Origin of the sequence: Flavobacterium sp. N1736, from assembly GCF_025947065.1 — a bacterium.
Taxonomy (GTDB): Bacteria; Bacteroidota; Bacteroidia; order Flavobacteriales; family Flavobacteriaceae; genus Flavobacterium.
Genome location: NZ_CP109994.1, coordinates 84,113 through 103,322, shown reverse-complemented (window position 1 = coordinate 103,322; position 19,210 = coordinate 84,113). Strand labels below are relative to the sequence as shown.

17 protein-coding genes are annotated in these 19,210 nt (G+C 33.1%); 12 read left to right on the top strand and 5 right to left on the bottom strand.

Features of this window, described 5'->3' with window-relative positions; genetic code table 11:
* Positions 1 to 9: 9 nt before the first annotated feature.
* From OLM54_RS00360 to OLM54_RS00345, 4 genes are all read right to left on the bottom strand, one after another.
* Positions 10 to 2,481 carry a TonB-dependent receptor domain-containing protein gene (locus tag OLM54_RS00360; protein WP_319802300.1) on the bottom strand — a complete coding sequence of 824 codons (2,472 nt, stop codon included), beginning with the start codon at positions 2,479 to 2,481 and terminating at the stop codon, positions 10 to 12.
* Entirely contained in the window at positions 2,420 to 3,787 is a 1,368-nt protein-coding gene (locus OLM54_RS00355) for an HTTM domain-containing protein (protein ID WP_264536641.1), read from the bottom strand. The genes OLM54_RS00360 and OLM54_RS00355 overlap by 62 nt, the downstream gene beginning before the upstream one ends.
* Before the next feature lie 2 nt (positions 3,788 to 3,789).
* On the bottom strand, positions 3,790 to 4,911 hold the full coding sequence (locus OLM54_RS00350; protein ID WP_264536640.1) for an imelysin family protein: 1,122 nt from the start codon (positions 4,909 to 4,911) through the stop codon (positions 3,790 to 3,792).
* A 69-nt stretch (positions 4,912 to 4,980) separates the two neighbouring features.
* On the bottom strand, positions 4,981 to 6,216 hold the full coding sequence (locus OLM54_RS00345; protein WP_264536639.1) for a DUF4856 domain-containing protein: 1,236 nt from the start codon (positions 6,214 to 6,216) through the stop codon (positions 4,981 to 4,983).
* Between the two features lie 340 nt (positions 6,217 to 6,556).
* Between OLM54_RS00345 and OLM54_RS00340 the strand changes: the two genes are divergently transcribed.
* From OLM54_RS00340 to mug, 9 genes are all read left to right on the top strand, one after another.
* Positions 6,557 to 7,234: a response regulator transcription factor gene (locus tag OLM54_RS00340; RefSeq protein WP_264536638.1), complete on the top strand. Its 678-nt coding sequence runs from the start codon at positions 6,557 to 6,559 to the stop codon at positions 7,232 to 7,234.
* The gene (locus tag OLM54_RS00335) at positions 7,227 to 8,492 is read left to right on the top strand and encodes a sensor histidine kinase (protein WP_264536637.1); all 1,266 of its coding nucleotides are present in this window, start codon (positions 7,227 to 7,229) and stop codon (positions 8,490 to 8,492) included. Before OLM54_RS00340 ends, OLM54_RS00335 begins: the two co-directional genes overlap by 8 nt.
* Positions 8,493 to 8,583: 91 nt before the next feature.
* The gene (locus OLM54_RS00330) at positions 8,584 to 10,974 is read left to right on the top strand and encodes a TonB-dependent receptor domain-containing protein (RefSeq protein WP_264536636.1); all 2,391 of its coding nucleotides are present in this window, start codon (positions 8,584 to 8,586) and stop codon (positions 10,972 to 10,974) included.
* Between the two features lie 75 nt (positions 10,975 to 11,049).
* Positions 11,050 to 13,008, top strand: a complete 1,959-nt coding sequence (locus OLM54_RS00325; protein WP_264536635.1) for an LTA synthase family protein — start codon at positions 11,050 to 11,052, stop codon at positions 13,006 to 13,008.
* A gap of 3 nt (positions 13,009 to 13,011) precedes the next feature.
* A complete protein-coding gene (locus OLM54_RS00320) occupies positions 13,012 to 13,890 on the top strand; it encodes a diacylglycerol/lipid kinase family protein (protein ID WP_264536634.1) in 879 nt (292 codons plus the stop codon).
* A gap of 309 nt (positions 13,891 to 14,199) precedes the next feature.
* On the top strand, positions 14,200 to 14,961 hold the full coding sequence (locus OLM54_RS00315; protein WP_264536633.1) for a phosphatase PAP2 family protein: 762 nt from the start codon (positions 14,200 to 14,202) through the stop codon (positions 14,959 to 14,961).
* Positions 14,962 to 15,039: 78 nt separating this feature from the next.
* On the top strand, positions 15,040 to 15,393 hold the full coding sequence (locus OLM54_RS00310) for a helix-turn-helix domain-containing protein (protein ID WP_264536632.1): 354 nt from the start codon (positions 15,040 to 15,042) through the stop codon (positions 15,391 to 15,393).
* Between the two features lie 243 nt (positions 15,394 to 15,636).
* On the top strand, positions 15,637 to 16,245 hold the full coding sequence (locus OLM54_RS00305; RefSeq protein WP_264536631.1) for a DNA-3-methyladenine glycosylase: 609 nt from the start codon (positions 15,637 to 15,639) through the stop codon (positions 16,243 to 16,245).
* A 130-nt stretch (positions 16,246 to 16,375) separates the two neighbouring features.
* Entirely contained in the window at positions 16,376 to 16,879 is a 504-nt protein-coding gene (gene mug / locus OLM54_RS00300; RefSeq protein ID WP_264536630.1) for a G/U mismatch-specific DNA glycosylase, read from the top strand.
* On the opposite strand, the gene OLM54_RS00295 is transcribed toward mug, so the two are convergent.
* Positions 16,858 to 17,013 (bottom strand): hypothetical protein, encoded by a 156-nt coding sequence (locus tag OLM54_RS00295; RefSeq protein WP_264536629.1) that lies wholly within the window; start codon positions 17,011 to 17,013, stop codon positions 16,858 to 16,860. The genes mug and OLM54_RS00295 overlap by 22 nt on opposite strands.
* Before the next feature lie 361 nt (positions 17,014 to 17,374).
* Here OLM54_RS00295 and OLM54_RS00290 point away from each other — a divergent pair, with 361 nt between their 5' ends.
* From OLM54_RS00290 to OLM54_RS00280, 3 genes are all read left to right on the top strand, one after another.
* Positions 17,375 to 17,824 (top strand): DUF1810 domain-containing protein, encoded by a 450-nt coding sequence (locus OLM54_RS00290; protein WP_264536628.1) that lies wholly within the window; start codon positions 17,375 to 17,377, stop codon positions 17,822 to 17,824.
* 252 nt (positions 17,825 to 18,076) lie between these two features.
* Positions 18,077 to 18,610, top strand: a complete 534-nt coding sequence (locus OLM54_RS00285) for an OmpH family outer membrane protein (protein ID WP_264536627.1) — start codon at positions 18,077 to 18,079, stop codon at positions 18,608 to 18,610.
* Positions 18,611 to 18,677: 67 nt separating this feature from the next.
* The gene (locus OLM54_RS00280) at positions 18,678 to 19,199 is read left to right on the top strand and encodes a hypothetical protein (RefSeq protein WP_264536626.1); all 522 of its coding nucleotides are present in this window, start codon (positions 18,678 to 18,680) and stop codon (positions 19,197 to 19,199) included.
* Positions 19,200 to 19,210 lie beyond the last annotated feature (11 nt).

The window sequence follows — 19,210 nt, the reverse complement described above, 5'->3', positions numbered from 1 at the left end:
AAAAACATTCTAAAACACAAACTCTAAAGTGGTGTAAAACGTTCTCGGATCTGATGGAATAATACCCGGACCAGGATATCCTGTTGCTCTGCGGGTAAAATAACTATTGTCTGTAAAATTGGTAATTCCGGCTTCCAGTTTCCAGTTTCTCCATTTATATGAAGCAGAAAAATCAGCTATAAAATACGACGGAATTGGTCCTGCAATTCCTGCCATAATTCCTTGTGTAGTTGCTGGAGAATTGGTTGCATCTGTAAATTGTTCTGATAAATAAGTGATTTGAACACTGGCTAAAAAATTCTTATATCCTACTCTGCTTCCTGATTTTATATTAAAAAGCGGAACAAATTCTACTTTATTGCCTTTAACAAGAGGTGCCTGAGATTTTAAATATTCAGAGTCTGTAATGGCTACGTTTCCAAAAACATTCCATAGAAAATTATCATTATTTTCCATAAAAGTCTTGGCAAGATTCCAGTCAATCATGGTTTCAAAACCATACGTTAAGGCGGTTCCTATATTGTCTCTTAAAATAATTGGAATACCTCCGCTGTTTTCTGTCCAGTATTCACCAATTTTATCATTATAATACAAAGCATAAATACTGGAATCAAAACTAACTTTATCATTAAGCTGTCCTCTAATACCAATATCCGAAGTAAATCCTTTTTCATCTGTAATATCAGGAGAAATATTCTGATTTGCATTCACAGAACGAATATCATTAAAAGTTACTGAACGGTAGTTTTGCGAAATATTTCCATAAAATTCAATACCGCTTTTAGGTTTGTAACTTAACCCAACACCAAATAAAAAGAAATTACGATCCTTGACATTATTCTCCTCTACAACTTTATCTAAAATAACATTTCCGGCTCCGTCAAGATTAATTTTTCGGTAATAACCCTCCGCTTTTGTTCTGATTTTTTCATATCGAAAGCCCGGTGTTATAGAAAAAGCTGATGATATTTTGAATATATTTTCTCCAAAAACAGAAAAATTTAAATTCGGATATACATAATCGGACTGGTTGGCATAATACGGAAATTCATCTGTATGCAAATTAAAATCAGCATCAGTTCCATTGCTTCCGGGTCCTTGTAATCCTGTATTTCTTGCCTGATAATATTTAGCTCCAATTAAAAAAGCGCTTGAATTATCTCTGATATTATATTTTTTTAAATAACGTGCCTCTGCTCCCCAATTGATAAAATCTCCCACAATTAAATCACGTGGCAAGGTAAGATCATCCGGTCTGTCGACGCGGTTATCTCTAAAACCAACCGTTTTTCTGTTGGCGTCAAGTCCAAAAAGTTGTAATGAGAAATCGGCGTCATGCTCAAAATGGTGCTTAAATCGCAGTGCAAATAAATTCCAGTTTACGGCAAACCAGTTTCTGGTTCTGTTACTCTGAGTTGGATCTTCATCAAACATTTTATCGGTCAAACCCCCGGCTTGCTGAGCCAGATAAGTAAAATACGTATAATCAAAATGAATCGATGTGTTTTTGGTAAACTGATAATTTAGATTGGCAAAGTAATTTTTGCTTTCAAAATGAGAATTAGGTCTAAATCCGTCGCCTTGTTTGTAATTGAAAAAAGTATAATAACTGAATTTTCCAACCGTTCCGCTTAAAGATGAAAAGTTGGTATACAAACCATAAGAACCAACCGTATTTCTAGTTAAAAACTCAATAGGTTTTGTACTTGGACTTTTGATTTTAAAATTAACCAATCCGCCAAACTGAGTTCCGTATTGCAAAGAAGCTGCACCGCGAACAATCTGAATTTCTTCGAGAGATTCTGTGGGCGTTGCATAATAACTTTCGGGATATCCCAAAACATCGGCACTAATATCATAACCATTTTGGCGTGTATTAAAATTAGCCGTACGATTAGGATCAAGTCCGCGGCCGCCAATACTTAGCTGCAAACCTCCATCAGAACTTTCGTTTATGGTTAAACCCACAACCTGAGCATAAATTTGTCGGGCATTATTGGCTGCTTTATTGGCTGTAATTTTACTCAGCGAAACGACTTCGGTTTTTTTACCTGCGTAAATCGCGGTTTCATCAATATCTTTTAATTTATTGAGGGCAAAAATTTTATCTTTTTGTTTGTTGATTACAACTTCTGAAAGTGCCGTAACTTTTTCTAAAGTAATCGTAATCTGAGCATCAGAAGTACTTACTGTTTTTTCGATTAAACTAAAGTTTTCTTTATAAAAAACAAGCTCATATTCTCCTTCTTTTTCAACCTCTATAGAAAATTTTCCATCAGATTGGGACATGTCTTTGCTTCCGGTTGTTTTGTTATAGATTTCTACAAGCGATACAGGATTACCGTGATCATCTTGTACAACTCCCGAAATTTTATATTGTGCGTAACTTTGTATCGAAAATAATAAAAATAGGATAAAACTAAAATCCCTTAATTTCATCATTAAAGGGAAGTATCCATGTTTTGTGTTTGAAACTTTCATTTTGTCTGGCTAAATTTATTTTTGGATCAATATAGGGTTTGCCTAATCTTCCGTTAAGAGCAACGTAACTTTCTACTCTTATCTCTGGATCAGAAACGCCTTGTTTTTGGTAATAGTCGTGTAAAAAATGCGCATATTGCAATATAAAATCAGGTTGAAACGACATTTGTTTTTCCTGAAAAGGTGTCAAAAAATGATGATTATGAACCATAAAACCCTGTTTGGTTTTAGCATCTCTAACAAAAAATTCTGTATATCCTGCTTTTTCCATCAGCATAACGCGCCATGAAAATCGAAATCCTTCTTCTGTCCAGAATAATTCTTTTGGATATAATAAATAGCGAAAAGGAAACAGCAGCTGGAAAAACAAAAAGCAGGTAACAATTGCCCATTTAATGCTGTGAATTCCGGCAAAAACTTCTTTTTTTTCTCTTTTATTTTCAAAGAAATCAATTGGTAAACGCAATAATTTACCCAAATGATCAAGACATTTTTTATGAAATGCAGCATCAAAAAACAGCAATGAACTTACAATCATGACGTATGGAAAAATTCCTATTGGAAAAAGAATTTTCGTAAGCACATGAAAAACAACAACCAGAATAAAAGCAAAATTTCTGGTTTTTTTATTTAAAAGTAAAAACGGAATCGTCAGATCATAAATAGCGCCTGTCCAGCTAAAGGCAAAATGTACCCAATTGAGATTTAATAATGGTCCAAAAATGGGCAAATTAGCATTATTGGGCAACCATATTTTTAATGGCATCGCTTTAAAAAGCCAGTCAGAATTAAGTTTGGCGAGTCCGGCATAAAAATAAACGATTCCCAGCAATAACTTTAAAATATCAATATTCCACGAGGGTATTTTTTGAAAAGCTTTTTCCGGTTTTTGATAGGCATCAACAGAAAAATAGGCATTGGCAGGTAAAAAAATCATGATAAAAGATACTACAGAAATAAAGTAGTAATGATTTAAATAGGTGGTTTTATCCATGAATTCTATATAGGTAAAACTCAGAAAAAATACGATTATCGAAATTCTGTATTTATAGCCAATTGCCACAAAAAGAGCAGCCAAACCACAAATAAAAAACAACAGATATGTATAATTACCAAACGGTTTTACCCAGTCAAATCCATAATACGTGAAATGAAACATGGGCTGAATATAGAACTTATCTACCCAGCCATAACTCACAAAACGAATTAAACTGCCTACCATCATAAAACCAAACGCTAGCCTGAAAAAAGCTAGCGTTGAGGCTTCTGAAAATTTATTTAAATATCTTTTCACGCTAAAACTCATGATTAATCACCATCTCCATCTACGTAATCGATGGTCATATTTAAAGCCTGCATCATATTAAGTTTGGTGTATTTTACATTTAATTGTAATACATCATAAGCGTTAATCATAAGTGTATTATTACTTTGTATCTGCTCAGATAAACTATTGTTTAAAGTTCCGCTAATTTGTAGACTGGCAGTATATTGTGCATTGATAACATCACTTAACTTTTTACCGTCTCCGGTTGCATTAACAAAATCTAAAAAGCTTTTTAATCCTTCTCCGGTTGCAGCGCTTCCAAAATGTTTACCATTAAAAAAATCCTGACTTGCCTGAATCCCTGCAAGTAACAATTCTTTTGAAACATTATTTTTATAGTATGCTTCTACTTTAGTTGGAAACAAAACTCCCTCAGACGATAAACCTGCAGGAATTCCTATTTTACCGCTTCGAACATCTTTTTCAAGGTGTTTAACAAATAAATTGGTCATCATGTTTACAGAACCACTCACAGAACTTCCGCTGTTTGCAATAAAAGTGGTTTTATAAGTAGCCCAATCCGTAACGATGGCGTCTGTACTTGTTTTTAATTTTGTAACAAGAGCTGTTAAGTAATTTTTATAATTTGCCGCATTGGCATTGTTTGTATAAAAAGTAACAATTGCTGCATCATCTGCTCCTAAACCATTAATTAAATAGTCAAGTGCCGGTAAACCCTGTTTGTCAAATTGTGATAATAAGGCAAGATTATAAGTTCCGGAAGCGATATTGGCATCAATTCCTGTAGTACTTGTTGGGTATGTGTTGGCGGTCATATTAAAATTGGTTTCTTCTGCTTTACCAATATTATACATCGCCACATATTGATAGGCTTTATAAGCATCTAACCAGGCTGTTCTTACACTTTGAAGATTTGCTACAGTAGCAGTTGTATTAAAAGTAGCTGTGGCGGTAACCAGAATTTGCAGTTTGCTTTGGTAATTAACATAACCTGGAATAATAATATTATCAGCCCAATTGGTCAATAAAGCTTTACGATCATAATTACTTCCTCCGTTATCGTCACCACCGTCATTGCCTGAAGAACAAGCTGCTGCAACGATCAAACCTATAAAACTTAAAACTAAAATTATTTTTTTCATTTTTGAAGAATTTTCACAAAAATACAAAAAGCAAGAGAAGTTATATCTCTTGCCTTGTTTTTATTTAAACTAATTTACCGTAGCTGCCTGAGCAACTGTAAATCCAAATTTTGTTGCAATTTGTGTAGACAAAGCATCCAATTTTGGAGAAAGATTATCGATATCCCATAATCCGTTTGGTCCGCTTACTAAAGTAGCAAGCATTGCATCTACTTCTGTTTTAGAGAAATACGGAGCATTTGTTCCCGGTTTATTGGTATATCTTAATGACATAATAAAACCATAGGTTTCAGACAAAGCGTGAAAAGCTTTAATTCCGCCATCGCCGGCTGCTAATTTAGATTTTCCTTCCTGAAGATAAAATACTGCACGAACCGCAGGAACCAATGCAATTTTTGCTTTGATAATGTCAATTTGAGCATCACGAACTTTGTAATCATTTGCTACAATAGCCGCTCTACCGGTACGAAACGCTAAATCAATATCTCCTTTTAAAGATTTAAAATCAGTATCTGCAGCAACCTGATTGATATAACTGCTCCAGTATTTAAATACATTAGGAGTTACAGTTACATTATCGCCACCGTAAACATATCCGTAAGCTTCATCCCAATTGTGCTCCATTGCCGTATAATTAGTTCCGGTAACAAAAACTTTCTTCGTATTGTCAGCTTTGTTAGTCGCTTCGTCTAATTTGTTTACGCTTAAATAATTGTTGCAAAGCTGATCCAGCAAACTTGCACCCATCATTCCTTTTAACAAAACCTGTTGTGGCTCTAAACCGTTTGCAGCATACAAACGTTTTGTAGTTCCGTCAAGGTAAATACCTGCAACTTCGGGAGCTGCTGCAGCACCTTTAGAAGCCATGTTTCCGTTATCAAATTGTGTTTCAAAAAAAGCACGAACACTCACTTGTTCAGCAGTTGTTCCGCCGCCTAATAATAATGTAAAATAATCTTTAGAACCCGCTGTTTTGTCTCTTAATTGTTTTCCGGACGCATTTAAGCCTGCTCCTGCAAAACGATTGTTTGTATTGGCAAACATATCAGATAAAATGTTATCATCTAATACCGTTCCCGCAGTAGCACTGGTTTTATAAAGGTTTCCCATTTCATCCAGCATGGTTAATCTGGCTGTTTGTCCTGAAAAATCAATTGTTGTTGCAGCGTTTCTGTCAAATACATAAGTAGCAGGTACTGTATAGTTAAAAGTTTCTTCCGGCGTATTGTTATCATCATTTGAACATGATGCAAAACCCAACACTAAAATTGGCAAAGCAGATAATGTTATTCTTCTTAAATTCATCTTTTTTCTGATTTATTTAGATTCAATTAAAATAATTGTTCATGCAAATATAAAATCAAAAAAAACTGTGAACCAAATAAAATCGGTACTTTTTTATCAAAAAAAGATTACTAAAAAAATATTAAAATATTTGTAGGTTTTTTCTAAAAAATTCAAAATTAATTCAAAATTGAAGTATAACTTGCCAAAATATTTTGCCTGTTTTTAACTCAAGTATTTTAGTAACAAATTGAATTACAAAACAATATAAGCTTTCTTTTTAAAGTGAAGCCATTTATAGATTTTCCCGGCATCAAAAAAATATTCAGTTTTTCTTCAAAATTCTATCGTAAATTGCAGCATGAAAATTTTAATTATCGAAGATGAGCGCGAAATCGCTCAAAACATTAAAAATTACTTTAAAACCAACGGTATTCAATGTGAAACTGCCGAAAACTACAAATTGGCTTTAAACAAAATTGACAGTTATGATTATGACTGCATTTTGCTGGATCTTATGTTGCCGGATGGTGATGGCTTTGATATATTAAGAGAACTTAAAAATAAAAATAAAACCGAAGGCGTAATTGTTATTTCTGCCAAAGAAACACTGGAAACCCGTATTGAAGGCTTTAATCTTGGCGCAGATGATTATCTTACCAAACCTTTTCATTTAGCAGAACTTTTAGTGAGAATGCAGGCATTAATTCGCCGCAAGAATTTTAAAGGCAATAACAGTATTATTTTTAACGAAATTGTAATTGAAATTTTCTCTAAAACGGTTACGGTAAACGATCAAAAATTAGATATTACCAAAAAAGAATTAGATTTATTATTATTTTTAATTGGTAATGAGGATAAAGTTTTATCTAAAGCTGCGATTGCCGAACATCTTTCGGGAGATATGGCAGATATGCTGGACAATCACGATTTTATATATGCACATATCAAGAATTTGAAAAAGAAACTGAGTCAGGCGGGCGGCGGCGATTATATTAAAACGGTGTATGGTTTGGGATACAAATGGGAAAATGAATAAAAAAAAATTACTTCATAAAACAACCAGAAGCTTTCTTGTTTTTGCGGTTATCATTCTCTTGATTTCTGCTCCTGTTTTTTATTATATCAGCCAATGGCTTTATATTTATGAAACGGAAGAAGTTTTACTCATGCACAAAGGCGAATTTGTAAAAGAAAGCCATAAAAATTTTACGCCCGCAGATATTGCTGCCTGGAACAAATACAATCGCGACGTGATGATTGTTCCTGATATCGGCATTACCAAAGATTCTATTATTGGTAAAATGATGTTTGATGCGACCGCCGGCGAAGAAGAACCTTTTTATCTTATTTATGCTCCCGTAGAAATAAATGGCAAAAGATATACGTATACCGAAAAAATTAATCTGCTGGAAATGGAAGGAATGGTTTTTAGTGTAGCCGCTATGTTTTTCTTCATTATTATAATATTGCTTACCGGCGTTATCTGGTTGTCTAAAACTACTTCAGAAAAATTATGGAAACCATTTTATAACACCCTCAATCAGATTCATGATTTTGAAATTGATAAAAACAAACCGCCTCATTTTATTGCTACGGATATTGACGAATTTGACCGTTTGAATAAAAGTCTGGAACAGCTTATTGAAAAAAATACCGCTATTTATAAAAGTCAAAGGGAATTTGTCGAAAATGCCGCGCATGAACTTCAAACGCCGCTGGCTTTATTTCAAACAAAAATAGATACATTATCGCAGCTTGAACTCAATAAAGAACAATCTAATCTTGTGGGTTCTTTAAGTAAAGATGTTTCAAGACTAAACCGACTTAATAAAAATTTGCTGCTGCTTTCTAAAATTGATAATGAAATTTATCTTGAAAAAAGTGACGTTTCCATTAATGAGTATTTAAAAAAACATCTTGACTTTTTTACTGAACAGGCTTCGTCAAAAAATTTAACCGTAATAACAGAATTTACGGCAGATTTGAAAATAAACAGTAATCCTGCTTTAACAGAAGTATTAATCAATAATTTGTTTTTGAATGCGATTCGCCACAACGAAAAAAATGGCAAAATCATTATTACCACGCTCGAAAATGAATTATTATTTTTGAATACAGGACAAAAAACACCGCTTATTATGGACAAGCTTTTTAATCGTTTTTCTAAAAGTGGTCCTTCATCACAAGGAAACGGACTTGGTTTGGCGATTGTAAAGAAAATTGCAGAACTCAATAAATGGGAAATCGACTATTCTTTTTACAACGATTTGCACAGTTTTAGCATCAAGTTTTAAAAATTCAGACTTCCTACAGAATCCATTTTAAACTTTGTATTGCATTTTATTTATTATAAAAACCAATACAATGAAATTAAAAATGATTCTAATGCTTTCATTTCTAACAATGAGAGCTTTCATTATAACAGCACAAAACCATTCGACAGCAGTTTCCGGACTTGTAAAAGATAAAAACACAAAACAGCCGGTTTCTTATGCCAATGTTGTTTTAAAATTGGCGGCAAATCAAAAATTTATTTCAGGAACAGTTACTAATGAAGAAGGACGTTTTACGCTTCCTAATACCGCTTCTGGAAACTATTTGCTGGAAATCACTTCTATAGGTTATAAAACAAAATCGCAAAAAGTATTTGTTGGTACATTATCTGAATATCTTGATCTTAATACGATTGATATTGATGAAGATATTAATGCATTATCTGAAGTTGTAATAAATTCAAAAGCCACGGAAGCAAGTTCAAAAATGGACAAAAAAGTATTTTCTGTAGCAGATAATATTACGCAAAGCGGCGGATCTGTTTTACAATCGATGCAAAGTCTTCCGGGCGTTACCATAAACGACGGAAAAGTGCAGTTAAGAGGAAATGATAAAGTCATGATTTTAATTGATGGAAAACAAACGGCTTTAACCGGGTTTGGAAATCAATCCGGTTTGGATAATATTCCGGCTTCTGCCATCGAAAAAATTGAAATTATCAACAATCCTTCTGCCAAATTTGATGCGAACGGAAATGCGGGCATCATCAATATTATTTACAAAAAAAACAAGCAGGAAGGACTTAACGGAAAGGTGGGAATCAGTTCCGGATATGGCGCGCTTTGGCAACGAAAATCAAACCTGCCAACAATACGTCCGCAATACGAAGTAACGCCAAAAATGAATCCTTCGTTTTCATTAAACTATCGCAAAAATAAAGTAAACACTTATCTGCAAGCAGATTATCTCTACACAGAAACGCTTAATAAAAATGAGTTTGTAACACGAACTTACGATGACGGAACGATTATAAACCAACAAACGGTACGCAATCGAAATACGCATTTTACAACGCTTAAAACCGGAATAGACTGGAATTATAACGAGCATAATACATTTGCTTTTTCGGGACTTTTTGGAAGTGAAAAAATTCTTGACAACGGCGATGAACCGTTTTTTAATCACGATTATTCGCAGCGTTTGCGTCTTTGGCAATTTCTTGAAGATGAACTTAAAACAACCGTTATGGCAAGCGCATCTTACGAACACAAGTTTAAAGAAGCAGGTCATAAATTAAATGCCGGAATTAATTATACGTATCACCGCGAAGACGAAAAATATTTCTTTACCAATATTTTGCCTTCTTTTACAGGAAAAGATGCCTTTAAATTACTTTCAGACGAAAAAGTGGTTGATGTTAATTTTGATTATGTCGAACCTTTAAAATACGGTCGTTTTGAAGCCGGTTTCAAATTTAGAAACAGAGAAATTCCAACCAACATGCAGTTTTTTCCCGGACAAAACTCTCCTATTGATGCCAATGCCGGCGGTTGGGCAAATTATAAAGAAATTATTCCTGCCTTATATTCTAATTATATCTACGAAACCAATAAAATCGAAGCAGAACTTGGACTTCGTTATGAATATGTAAAATTGCAATATGACGTAAACCCAAATCATCCTACCTATAAAAGTAATGGTTATCATTATACAGAACCTTTTCCGAGTGTTCGTTTTGGATATAAAATAGACGATCAGAATAAATTAACGGCTTTTTACAACCGCAGAGTCGACAGACCAAGCGAAGTCGATATTCGTATTTTTCCTAAATATGACGATGCCGAAATTATTAAAGTAGGAAATCCAGCGCTTCATCCTCAATTTACCACCGCTTTTGAAGTTGGTTATAAAAGGAATCTCGTAAAAGGATATTTTACTTCGTCAATATATTACAGAGTAGTTAACGGAACTATAACCCGTATCGCGACAACAGTTCCGGGAAGTACGCTTATTTATAACGTATTTCAAAATGCAGATGAAAGCAGTTCTTTCGGGATTGAAGCTGTTTATTCTAAAGAAGTTACGTCATGGTATTCATTTAATATAAACGGAAACCTGTATAAAAATACCATAGATGCTTTTACAGTGACCAATTTATATCCTGTACCAAGCACTTATTATGGTGAAAGTCAGGAAATAGTATCAGGAAACCTGAAACTAAACAATAGTTTACAATTAGACAAAAGTCTAAAAACACAGGTTTCAGTAATTTATCTGGCTCCGGACATTATTCCGCAGGGAAAAATCGATTCCAGATTTTCTGTTGATTTAGGGTTAAAAAAGACCGTTCAGAAAGGAAGAGGAGAAGTTTTTTTAAACGCTACAGACATCTTTAATACACTTGTAATACAAAAAGAAATTCAGGGTTCAGACTTTGCCTACCACAGCAAAGATTATTATGAAACACAGGTAATTAGATTTGGTTACAGCTACAAATTTTAATTTCATAATTAAAACCAAAATTCAGTTTTAATTCAGAATTGCATTGTAAAATTTGCCCCACAATATTATGCAATTATGAGTATATTATCACCTAGATTCGGCAGATATTCGCTGTTGTTTCATTTTATGATCTGGTTTTTAATCCTGTCACAAATTTTACGATTCTCTTTTTTTGTCTGGCAATATGACGAAGTTTCCTGGAACATTTTTGATGTATTAAAAACGCTGTTTACCGGCTTATTTTTTGATATCGGAACGATTTCTTTTATTTCTTTATCAGGAATAATCTATTATACTTTAATGCCCAACAGATGGATAGGTTCTTTGGTTGATAAAATATTTGTTTCCTTTTTTACCGCATTAACAACCTTTATATTAGTCTTTACTTTTTTTGCCGAATTAACGTTTTGGGATGAATTTAAAACCCGATTCAACTTTATCGCCGTCGATTATTTAATTTATACACATGAAGTTGTCGCTAATATTGAGCAATCTTATCCGTTGCCAATATTAGTTGGAGGCGTGTTATTGCTAACGGCTGTTTTTCTTTTTATTTTTTATAAGAAGAATGCTTTCGCCGATACTTTTATTTACGAAGCTTCTGTAAAAACAAGACTCTTTATATTGTCCGGTTTTGCTGCGATCGCATTATTTTTTTGCTTTTTTATTTCTAATTATCAGGCAGAATGGTCTTCGAACCGTTATAATTCTGAAATTTCAAAATCAGGAATTTATTCGTTTTTTGCTGCTTTTAGAAACAATCAGATGAAATATGTCGATTTTTATACGTCGATTGATAACAACAAGGCTTTCGGAATTATTAAAAATAAATTAGCCGATTCTAACTCCAAATTCGATTCTAAAGGATATTCTATTCACAGAACTATTACGGACAGTACGACCTCTCTGGAAAATAAAAATGTTGTATTTATTCTTGTAGAAAGCCTTAGCGGAAGTTTTTTGAAGGAGTTTGGAAACCAGGAAAACATAACGCCTTTTATGGACAGTCTGGCTCAGAAAAGTGTTTTCTTTAATGATCTTTATGCAACAGGCACAAGAACTGTTCGCGGAATGGAAGCTGTTACGCTCTGCATCCCGCCAACTCCCGGACAATCGATTGTAAAACGACCTGAAAATCAAAATCTTTATACGGTTTGCAGCGTTTTTAAATCGAGAAATTATGATTGCAATTTCTTTTACGGCGGCGACGGTTATTTTGATAATATGAACGCGTATTTTGGTGGAAATGGCTTTACTATTTATGACCGCGGACGTGGAAGTGTTTTAAGCGATGCCATTAAAACAATCCGAAATAATATAAATGACAACGAAGTAACGTTTGAAAATGCGTGGGGAATTTGTGATGAGGATATTTTTAATAAAATGCTTAAAGTTGCCGATGCACAATACAAAGACAAAAAGCCTTTTTTTAATTTTGTAATGACAACTTCAAACCACAGACCTTATACATATCCTGAAGGAAAAATTGATATTCCGTCAGGAACAAGCCGTCAGGGTGCTGTAAAATACACTGATTTTGCCTTAAAACAATTGTTTAAAAAAGCAGGTAAAAAACCGTGGTTTAAAAACACTATATTTGTCATCATTGCAGATCATTGCGCAAGCAGTGCAGGGAAAGACGAAATTGATGTTGCCAATTATCATATTCCCGCCTTTATTGTAAACTTACCACAGCAATACAATCAAAAAATTTCCAAACAATGTTCCCAAATTGATCTTTGGCCAACGCTATTCTCCATTTTTAACTGGAATTACGAATCTGATTTTTTTGGAAAAAACGTCTTAGATCCAAAATTTGAAGAACGTGCCCTTATGGGAACGTATCGTAAGCTTGTGTTGATGAAAAAAGAAAAAGTGATGATTCTTTCCGATCAAAAAAAGCAGGCATTTTATACCTGGAATAAACAAGATAACAGCTTAAAATCGATACCAATGAATCAATCATTTCTCGAAGAAACGATTTCGTGGTATCAAACTGCTGATTATCTATTTACAAATAAACTTTTACAATAAGTAATGACATACATTCATTTTATTATAAATCCTATTTCAGGAAACGGCAAACATAATTTGGCTGCTTCCTATATTCTTCAGCATTTTCCTGTTGGAGAATATAAAATTGCAGTAGATTATACAAATCATAAATCGCATGCTGTTGAATTAACCAAAGCTGCCGTAAAACAAAATCCTGACTATATTGTGGCGTGTGGCGGAGACGGAACTATTAATGAAGTTGCATCCTGTTTGGTAAATACGTCAATTATTTTAGGAATAATTCCCGTAGGATCAGGAAATGGTCTTGCATCAAATTTAAATATTCCAAGAGATTTTAAAAAAGCAATTGACATTATCAAGAATGGAAAAACAACTTTTATGGATGTCGGGAAAATAAACGAGTTTTATTTTTTTAGCAATATGGGAATTGGAATTGATGCTTTAATTATAAAAAAATACGAACGTTCCGGCAACAGAACTTTATCTTCTTATGTAAAAGCGGCACTTTCTTCAAGTTTTCAATACAAAGCCAAGTCGGCTATTGTTTGTTTTCAGGATCAAAAAATAGAGATTAATCCGTTTATGCTGTTTATTTCAAATTCAAACGAAATGGGTTATAATATGAGTTTAACACCAAAAGCAAGCCTTAAAGATGGTGTTTTGGATATGGTGATAATTCCCGAATTGTCTTTTATCGAAAAACTGCTATTAGGATTTAATGTGCTTCGAAATACAATTGAAAAATTCAAAAAAGCAAAGCATTATTTAGTAAAAGAGGTAAACATTGAAATGCCTTCAAAAATATTTATTGATGCCCAGATTGATGGTGAACAGCGCAATTTAAAAAGCAATATTATAAACGTTGGCATACTCTCAAATGGTTTACAAGTATTGGTTTAAAACACGAATTGCACAAATTTTCACGAATTAGTTGGTGAAATTAATTATTTCACAAACTAGGCTAAACATTCAAAAAAAGGAATTTTTTGTTTGATGCATCTTTATTTTGCTGCCAATATTTAAATCTTAACGGATTATCTCTTTTGGTAATACTTTGAAACCTTTCTGTCAATAATTTTTTGCTGCCAACATTTAATCCTAATGGATTAGAACTTAAACAGAAAATTAATATCTTTAGAATTGATAGCAATAAAAATAGTTGTTTTAGAAAGCTTTAAATAAATTGTTTCATCCTGCAATACTTTGTAAATGAGAAAAATCAGCATCCTTGCACTCTTACTAATGATATCTTTTAATGCTGTAGCGCAAAACATAAAGGTAAATGACAGTATAAAATTGGATACTGTTCAAAATATCAAATTCAACTACAAGCAGCTAATTATTCCGGCAGTTCTTATTGGTTACGGATTTTGGGGAATGGAAAGCGGTCAGATTAAAAGTTTTAATTCGCAGATTCGTGATGAATTTACAGAAGATATTGATCGTAAAGTTTCTATTGATGATTTCTCCAGATATGTTCCGGCAGTTTCTGTTTATGCGTTGAATGCTTTTGGTGTAAAAGGCAAAAATAATATGCGGGATCGTTCCGTAATATTAGGAACATCGGTTATATTGACAACCACTGCGGTTTTTGCATTAAAATCCATAACTAATGTCGAAAGACCGGACGAAACTTCTAACAACTCTTTTCCATCGGGACATACCGCGATTGCTTTTGCCGGTGCCGAATTTTTATATCAGGAATATAAAGACCAATCAATATGGTATGGCGTTGCGGGTTATGCCGTTGCCGCCGGAACGGGAATCTTCAGACTGTACAATAACAGACACTGGCTTACTGATGTTGCGGCCGGAGCCGGAATTGGAATTTTGTGTACAAAAGCAGCTTATTGGATGAATCCTTACTTAACACGAAAATTGTTTGGAAAAAAAGAAAACAAATCTACCTCTTTTATAATGCCGGCTTATGACGGAAAAAGTTTTACGATTAATTATATAAAAAGTTTTTAGCCGTTGTTAAAAATTCAGAATTAAATCAAAATTGCCCATTTATATTTACTGATTCCAAAACAGTTAAAAAAGATAAAAGTGAGCAAAACAAAACTGCATGAAATGCGCATACAAAAGCAAATACTGCAAGAAGAAATGGCAAACTTAGTGGGCATGAAACAAGCGACATATAGCAGGAAAGAGCGCGGAATTTCAAAAATAACAATGGAGGAATGGGAAATAATGTCTAAAATTCTCCAAGTTGAAATAACAGCTATTTATCAGGATTTTTCAAGAAAAAATCAAATGGTAAGTAACTTAAAAAGTCCTCATTTAGATATTCCAAATTATATACTTGAAGAAATCGACTTTCTAAAAAGAGAAAATTTAGAACTTAAAGAGGAAATAATACTGCTAAAAGAAAAATTGAAAGGTATTATAAAATTAATCTAATCTACTGTTGCAAATAAACCTGTTTTTCCTGCTTCGTAATTAAGTCTAATGATAAAAACTACAACCTCAGCTAATCTATATTTACTGAGGTTTTTTTTAATTGGATCAAGTTGTACCTGCTATTGTGTATAAGGAGGTAATGTTGATATCAGAGCATTTCAATAAAAAAAATAAAAAGTCAGAAATTGAAAAATAAAACAAATTTCAATCTTATATTTAGGTTATAATTCACGAATAACAACCATGGAAAAGTTAGCGTTCTCCTATTACCTTAATCAAGATGTAATTTTTTTGGCGAAAGATCTTTTGGGTAAAGTACTTTACACGCAAATCGACGGAGAAATTACGGCAGGAATAATTGTAGAAACCGAGGCTTATTTTGGTGTTCAGGATAAAGCTTCGCATGCATACGGCGGGCGACGCACTAACCGAACCGAAACATTATATAACCAGGGCGGTATTTCGTATGTTTATTTATGCTACGGAATTCACAATCTATTTAATATCGTAAGTTCTGTTGAAGGTGAACCACACGCCGTTTTGATACGAGCAATTGAACCTTTAGTAGGAAAAGATATTATGGAATTCAGGCGCAATATGTCTGCAACAAAACCCGCAATTTCGTCCGGTCCGGGTTCTGCGGCAAAAGCTTTGGGAATAGATCGTTCTTTTAATGAAAAAGATTTAACCGGAGAAGAAATCTGGGTCGAAGATCATGGCATCAAATATCCCGAAGATGCTATTGTCGCATTGCCACGTGTAGGTGTTGCATACGCTCAGGAAGATGCGCTCTTGCCTTGGCGCTTTTTTGTTAAAGACAATAAATATGTGAGCAAACCAAATAAGATTTAAATACTCAAAATCTATGTTTCTATGTGTTAGAATTCACTAAGAAGAGCGGGTTACAAAGTGACAATTCACAATTCACAATTCACAATTCACAATTCACAATTCACAATTCACAATTAATAATTAAAAAAAAATGTTAACCGATTATATAACAAAAGACTTAAAGGTTCTTTTTTGTGGAATTAATCCCGGCTTGAAATCTGCTTTTGACGGACATCATTTTTCCGGAAGAAGCAATCGGTTTTGGAAGGTTTTGAATCAGTCCGGTTTTACACCTCAGCAAATCGAACCTGAAAATGACTTTACTATTCTCGATTTTGGTTATGGTTTAACTACCGCGGTTGCAAGACCAACAGTTCGCGCAGATGAACTTTCTAAAGATGAATTTAAAGATTCGATTGACATTTTTAAAAATAAAATAAAGCAGTATCAACCTCAATATATTGCTTTTCTTGGGAAGGCTGCTTACGTAGCATTTTCAGGTAAAAAACAAATTTTATGGGGATTACAATCCGAAGATTTTTGTGGTGCCAAAGTCTGGATTCTGCCTAATCCCAGTGGTTTAAACCGCGGATTTCCTATTGCAGATCTTGTTACTCATTATGCTGAATTATATCAGGTTATTTCAAAAATATAAGCAATCGCATAACTTTCTGCGCGATAAGGTTCTTCGTGATACGGATGATCTCCTGACCCAACAAAAAGATAGTCTTTACTACTTTCAGGTACGGAGAAAAGCCTGCTATGTCTTGAAAGTGAAAAAGTTTTCATCTTATTCGTTTATAAAATTTTTATGTTATAGTTTGTAAACGTTATTAAATCTTCTAATTATAACGGTAAAATCAATCAAAGCTAAAGAATTGAAAAATAAATAGGAAGTTTTATTGTGTTTATGTTTAGATATAGTAGTCTTGCAGACCTTTAAATCATGCAAAATCATGTCTAAACTTCTTTCTAAAACTACACAATGTTGTTATTATATAATAAATGAAAAAAATTATATAAACTTTAAATACCCTTCATTATTACTTTTGGAGTGTACTAAAAATTAAGCGAATAAGATACTATTCAATTAAACTAAGCACAGGAACACCCCAAAAACTTTTATAAATCTTTATAAATTCAAATACTGATGGTTTACTTAAATACTGATTTAATGCGATTTTTAGATGCACAAAATAAACTTTATCTTACTGCGTTTTCAGAAATTAAAAAAGGCAAAAAGCAAACACATTGGATGTGGTTTATTTTTCCGCAAATAAAAGGACTTGGTACGAGTAGTATTGCAAATTATTATGCCATAAATGATCTTAAAGAAGCAAGTGATTTTTTACAGCATCCTGTTTTGGCAAAACATCTTATAGAAATCTCAAAGCTTTTACTGACTTTCAAAAGAAAATCAATCGAATCTATTTTAGGCGATTTAGATGCCCGCAAACTACGTTCATCAATGAGCCTTTTTGCTCAAGTTGAAAATGCCGATCCGGTATTTAAAGAACTCTTGGATACCTTTTTTGCCGGTGAAGTAGATATGCAAACTTTATTGTTAATTAATTCTACTACTAAACTTGCTGTGGCGTAAAAACTATATTAAAATAGAAATTTTCAAATTAATCACAGTAATTTAAGAATATACTTACACTACAAATAACCTCTTTTTCATTTTTTTTGCTTTTAAATTTTATACTGATTAGTAACGCTGTAAGGCAAAGTATAACAGATTACTTACCAATAAATCGACCTTGTTAAAAACTTTCTGACATAAAATTCTTTAATAATTTGTTAAATTAACAACTAATTAATATTATTGTTAAAATTTTCCCAACAAGTAAAAATGAAAAAAATCCCTTTGTATGCTGCTGTTTTAGCAGTAGTGTTAAGCGTTATTGCAATATATTTTGCAAAATCCAGTTCAGAATTAGTCTATGTAGACGTTAATAAACTAATTACAGGTTATAACAAAACAAAAATTGTTAAGGCAGAATTTGATAAAAAAGCTACTTTGATGAAAGCTAATGTTGATTCCTTAGTTAGTAATTGGCAAAACGAATTAAAAAACTACGAAAGAGAAAGAGGTAGTTTATCTCCAAAAGAATTAAAACTGAAACAAGAGTTGTTGTCAAACAAGCAACAGCAAATAAATGGTTATCAGGAAGCTATCCAGAAAAAAATTGAGGAAGAAGACAAAAAAGTAACGCAAACCGTAATTAATGATATTAACGATTATATCAAAGAATACGGAAAAGATCATAACTACAAAATCATATTTGGCGCAAGCGGTGGAGGAAACATCATGTATGCTGATGAATCTACTGACTTAACTGAAGAAGTATTAAAAGGCCTTAATGCTGAATATGATAAAAAATAAACTTTTACCATTTATCTTATTATTATTTATTTCCTCTTGTACCAAAACTTTTGATACACAAGAGGAAATGAGTAATTATATACAAAATGAAGACAACGGATACCACTATAAAAAAACCGTTGCCGATGTTGATTATGTTTTACAATACCGACCAACGGATTTATTAGTAAAACAGGAATTAGGTGATGATATCAATCCGGATAAAGTCGAAAAATTCAGAAAGCATTACAGTCAATACCTGTATTTTAATCTGTCAATGTCAAAAAACAATCAGGAATTATTAAATGGTGTTGCCCAGGATCAGGCTAAATTTGGAAAAATGGTCAATGAATTAGCTTTTGGCATGGAAGAAAAACTTCATGTTTATTCTCCAACAAAAGACACATTAGCCCTTGCCGATTTTGTTTATCCCAGAATGTATGGTATGAGTAATTCTACCTCTATTATGGTTGTATATCCTCGAGACCCAAAATATATGAATCAAAAGTACCTAAATTTTGTTATTGAAGATTTAGGACTCCAAACAGGAGATATCAAATTTAAAATAGATACCAAAGCCTTAACAAACGAACCACAACTAAGTTTCTAAAAACCAACTTA

Bases quoted from the DNA above. Each gene is read 5' to 3' on its own strand.
- OLM54_RS00290 (WP_264536628.1), top strand. From the start codon at position 17,375: ATGGTTTACTTAAATACTGATTTAATGCGATTTTTAGATGCACAAAAT.
- OLM54_RS00335 (WP_264536637.1), top strand. From the start codon at position 7,227: ATGAATAAAAAAAAATTACTTCATAAAACAACCAGAAGCTTTCTTGTT.
- OLM54_RS00280 (WP_264536626.1), top strand. From the start codon at position 18,678: ATGAGTAATTATATACAAAATGAAGACAACGGATACCACTATAAAAAA.
- OLM54_RS00345 (WP_264536639.1), bottom strand. From the start codon at position 6,216: ATGAATTTAAGAAGAATAACATTATCTGCTTTGCCAATTTTAGTGTTG.
- OLM54_RS00350 (WP_264536640.1), bottom strand. From the start codon at position 4,911: ATGAAAAAAATAATTTTAGTTTTAAGTTTTATAGGTTTGATCGTTGCA.
- OLM54_RS00295 (WP_264536629.1), bottom strand. From the start codon at position 17,013: ATGAAAACTTTTTCACTTTCAAGACATAGCAGGCTTTTCTCCGTACCT.
- OLM54_RS00360 (WP_319802300.1), bottom strand. From the start codon at position 2,481: ATGAAAGTTTCAAACACAAAACATGGATACTTCCCTTTAATGATGAAA.
- OLM54_RS00305 (WP_264536631.1), top strand. From the start codon at position 15,637: ATGGAAAAGTTAGCGTTCTCCTATTACCTTAATCAAGATGTAATTTTT.
- OLM54_RS00325 (WP_264536635.1), top strand. From the start codon at position 11,050: ATGAGTATATTATCACCTAGATTCGGCAGATATTCGCTGTTGTTTCAT.
- OLM54_RS00330 (WP_264536636.1), top strand. From the start codon at position 8,584: ATGCTTTCATTTCTAACAATGAGAGCTTTCATTATAACAGCACAAAAC.
- OLM54_RS00285 (WP_264536627.1), top strand. From the start codon at position 18,077: ATGAAAAAAATCCCTTTGTATGCTGCTGTTTTAGCAGTAGTGTTAAGC.
- OLM54_RS00340 (WP_264536638.1), top strand. From the start codon at position 6,557: ATGAAAATTTTAATTATCGAAGATGAGCGCGAAATCGCTCAAAACATT.
- OLM54_RS00355 (WP_264536641.1), bottom strand. From the start codon at position 3,787: ATGAGTTTTAGCGTGAAAAGATATTTAAATAAATTTTCAGAAGCCTCA.
- OLM54_RS00320 (WP_264536634.1), top strand. From the start codon at position 13,012: ATGACATACATTCATTTTATTATAAATCCTATTTCAGGAAACGGCAAA.
- mug (WP_264536630.1), top strand. From the start codon at position 16,376: ATGTTAACCGATTATATAACAAAAGACTTAAAGGTTCTTTTTTGTGGA.
- OLM54_RS00315 (WP_264536633.1), top strand. From the start codon at position 14,200: ATGAGAAAAATCAGCATCCTTGCACTCTTACTAATGATATCTTTTAAT.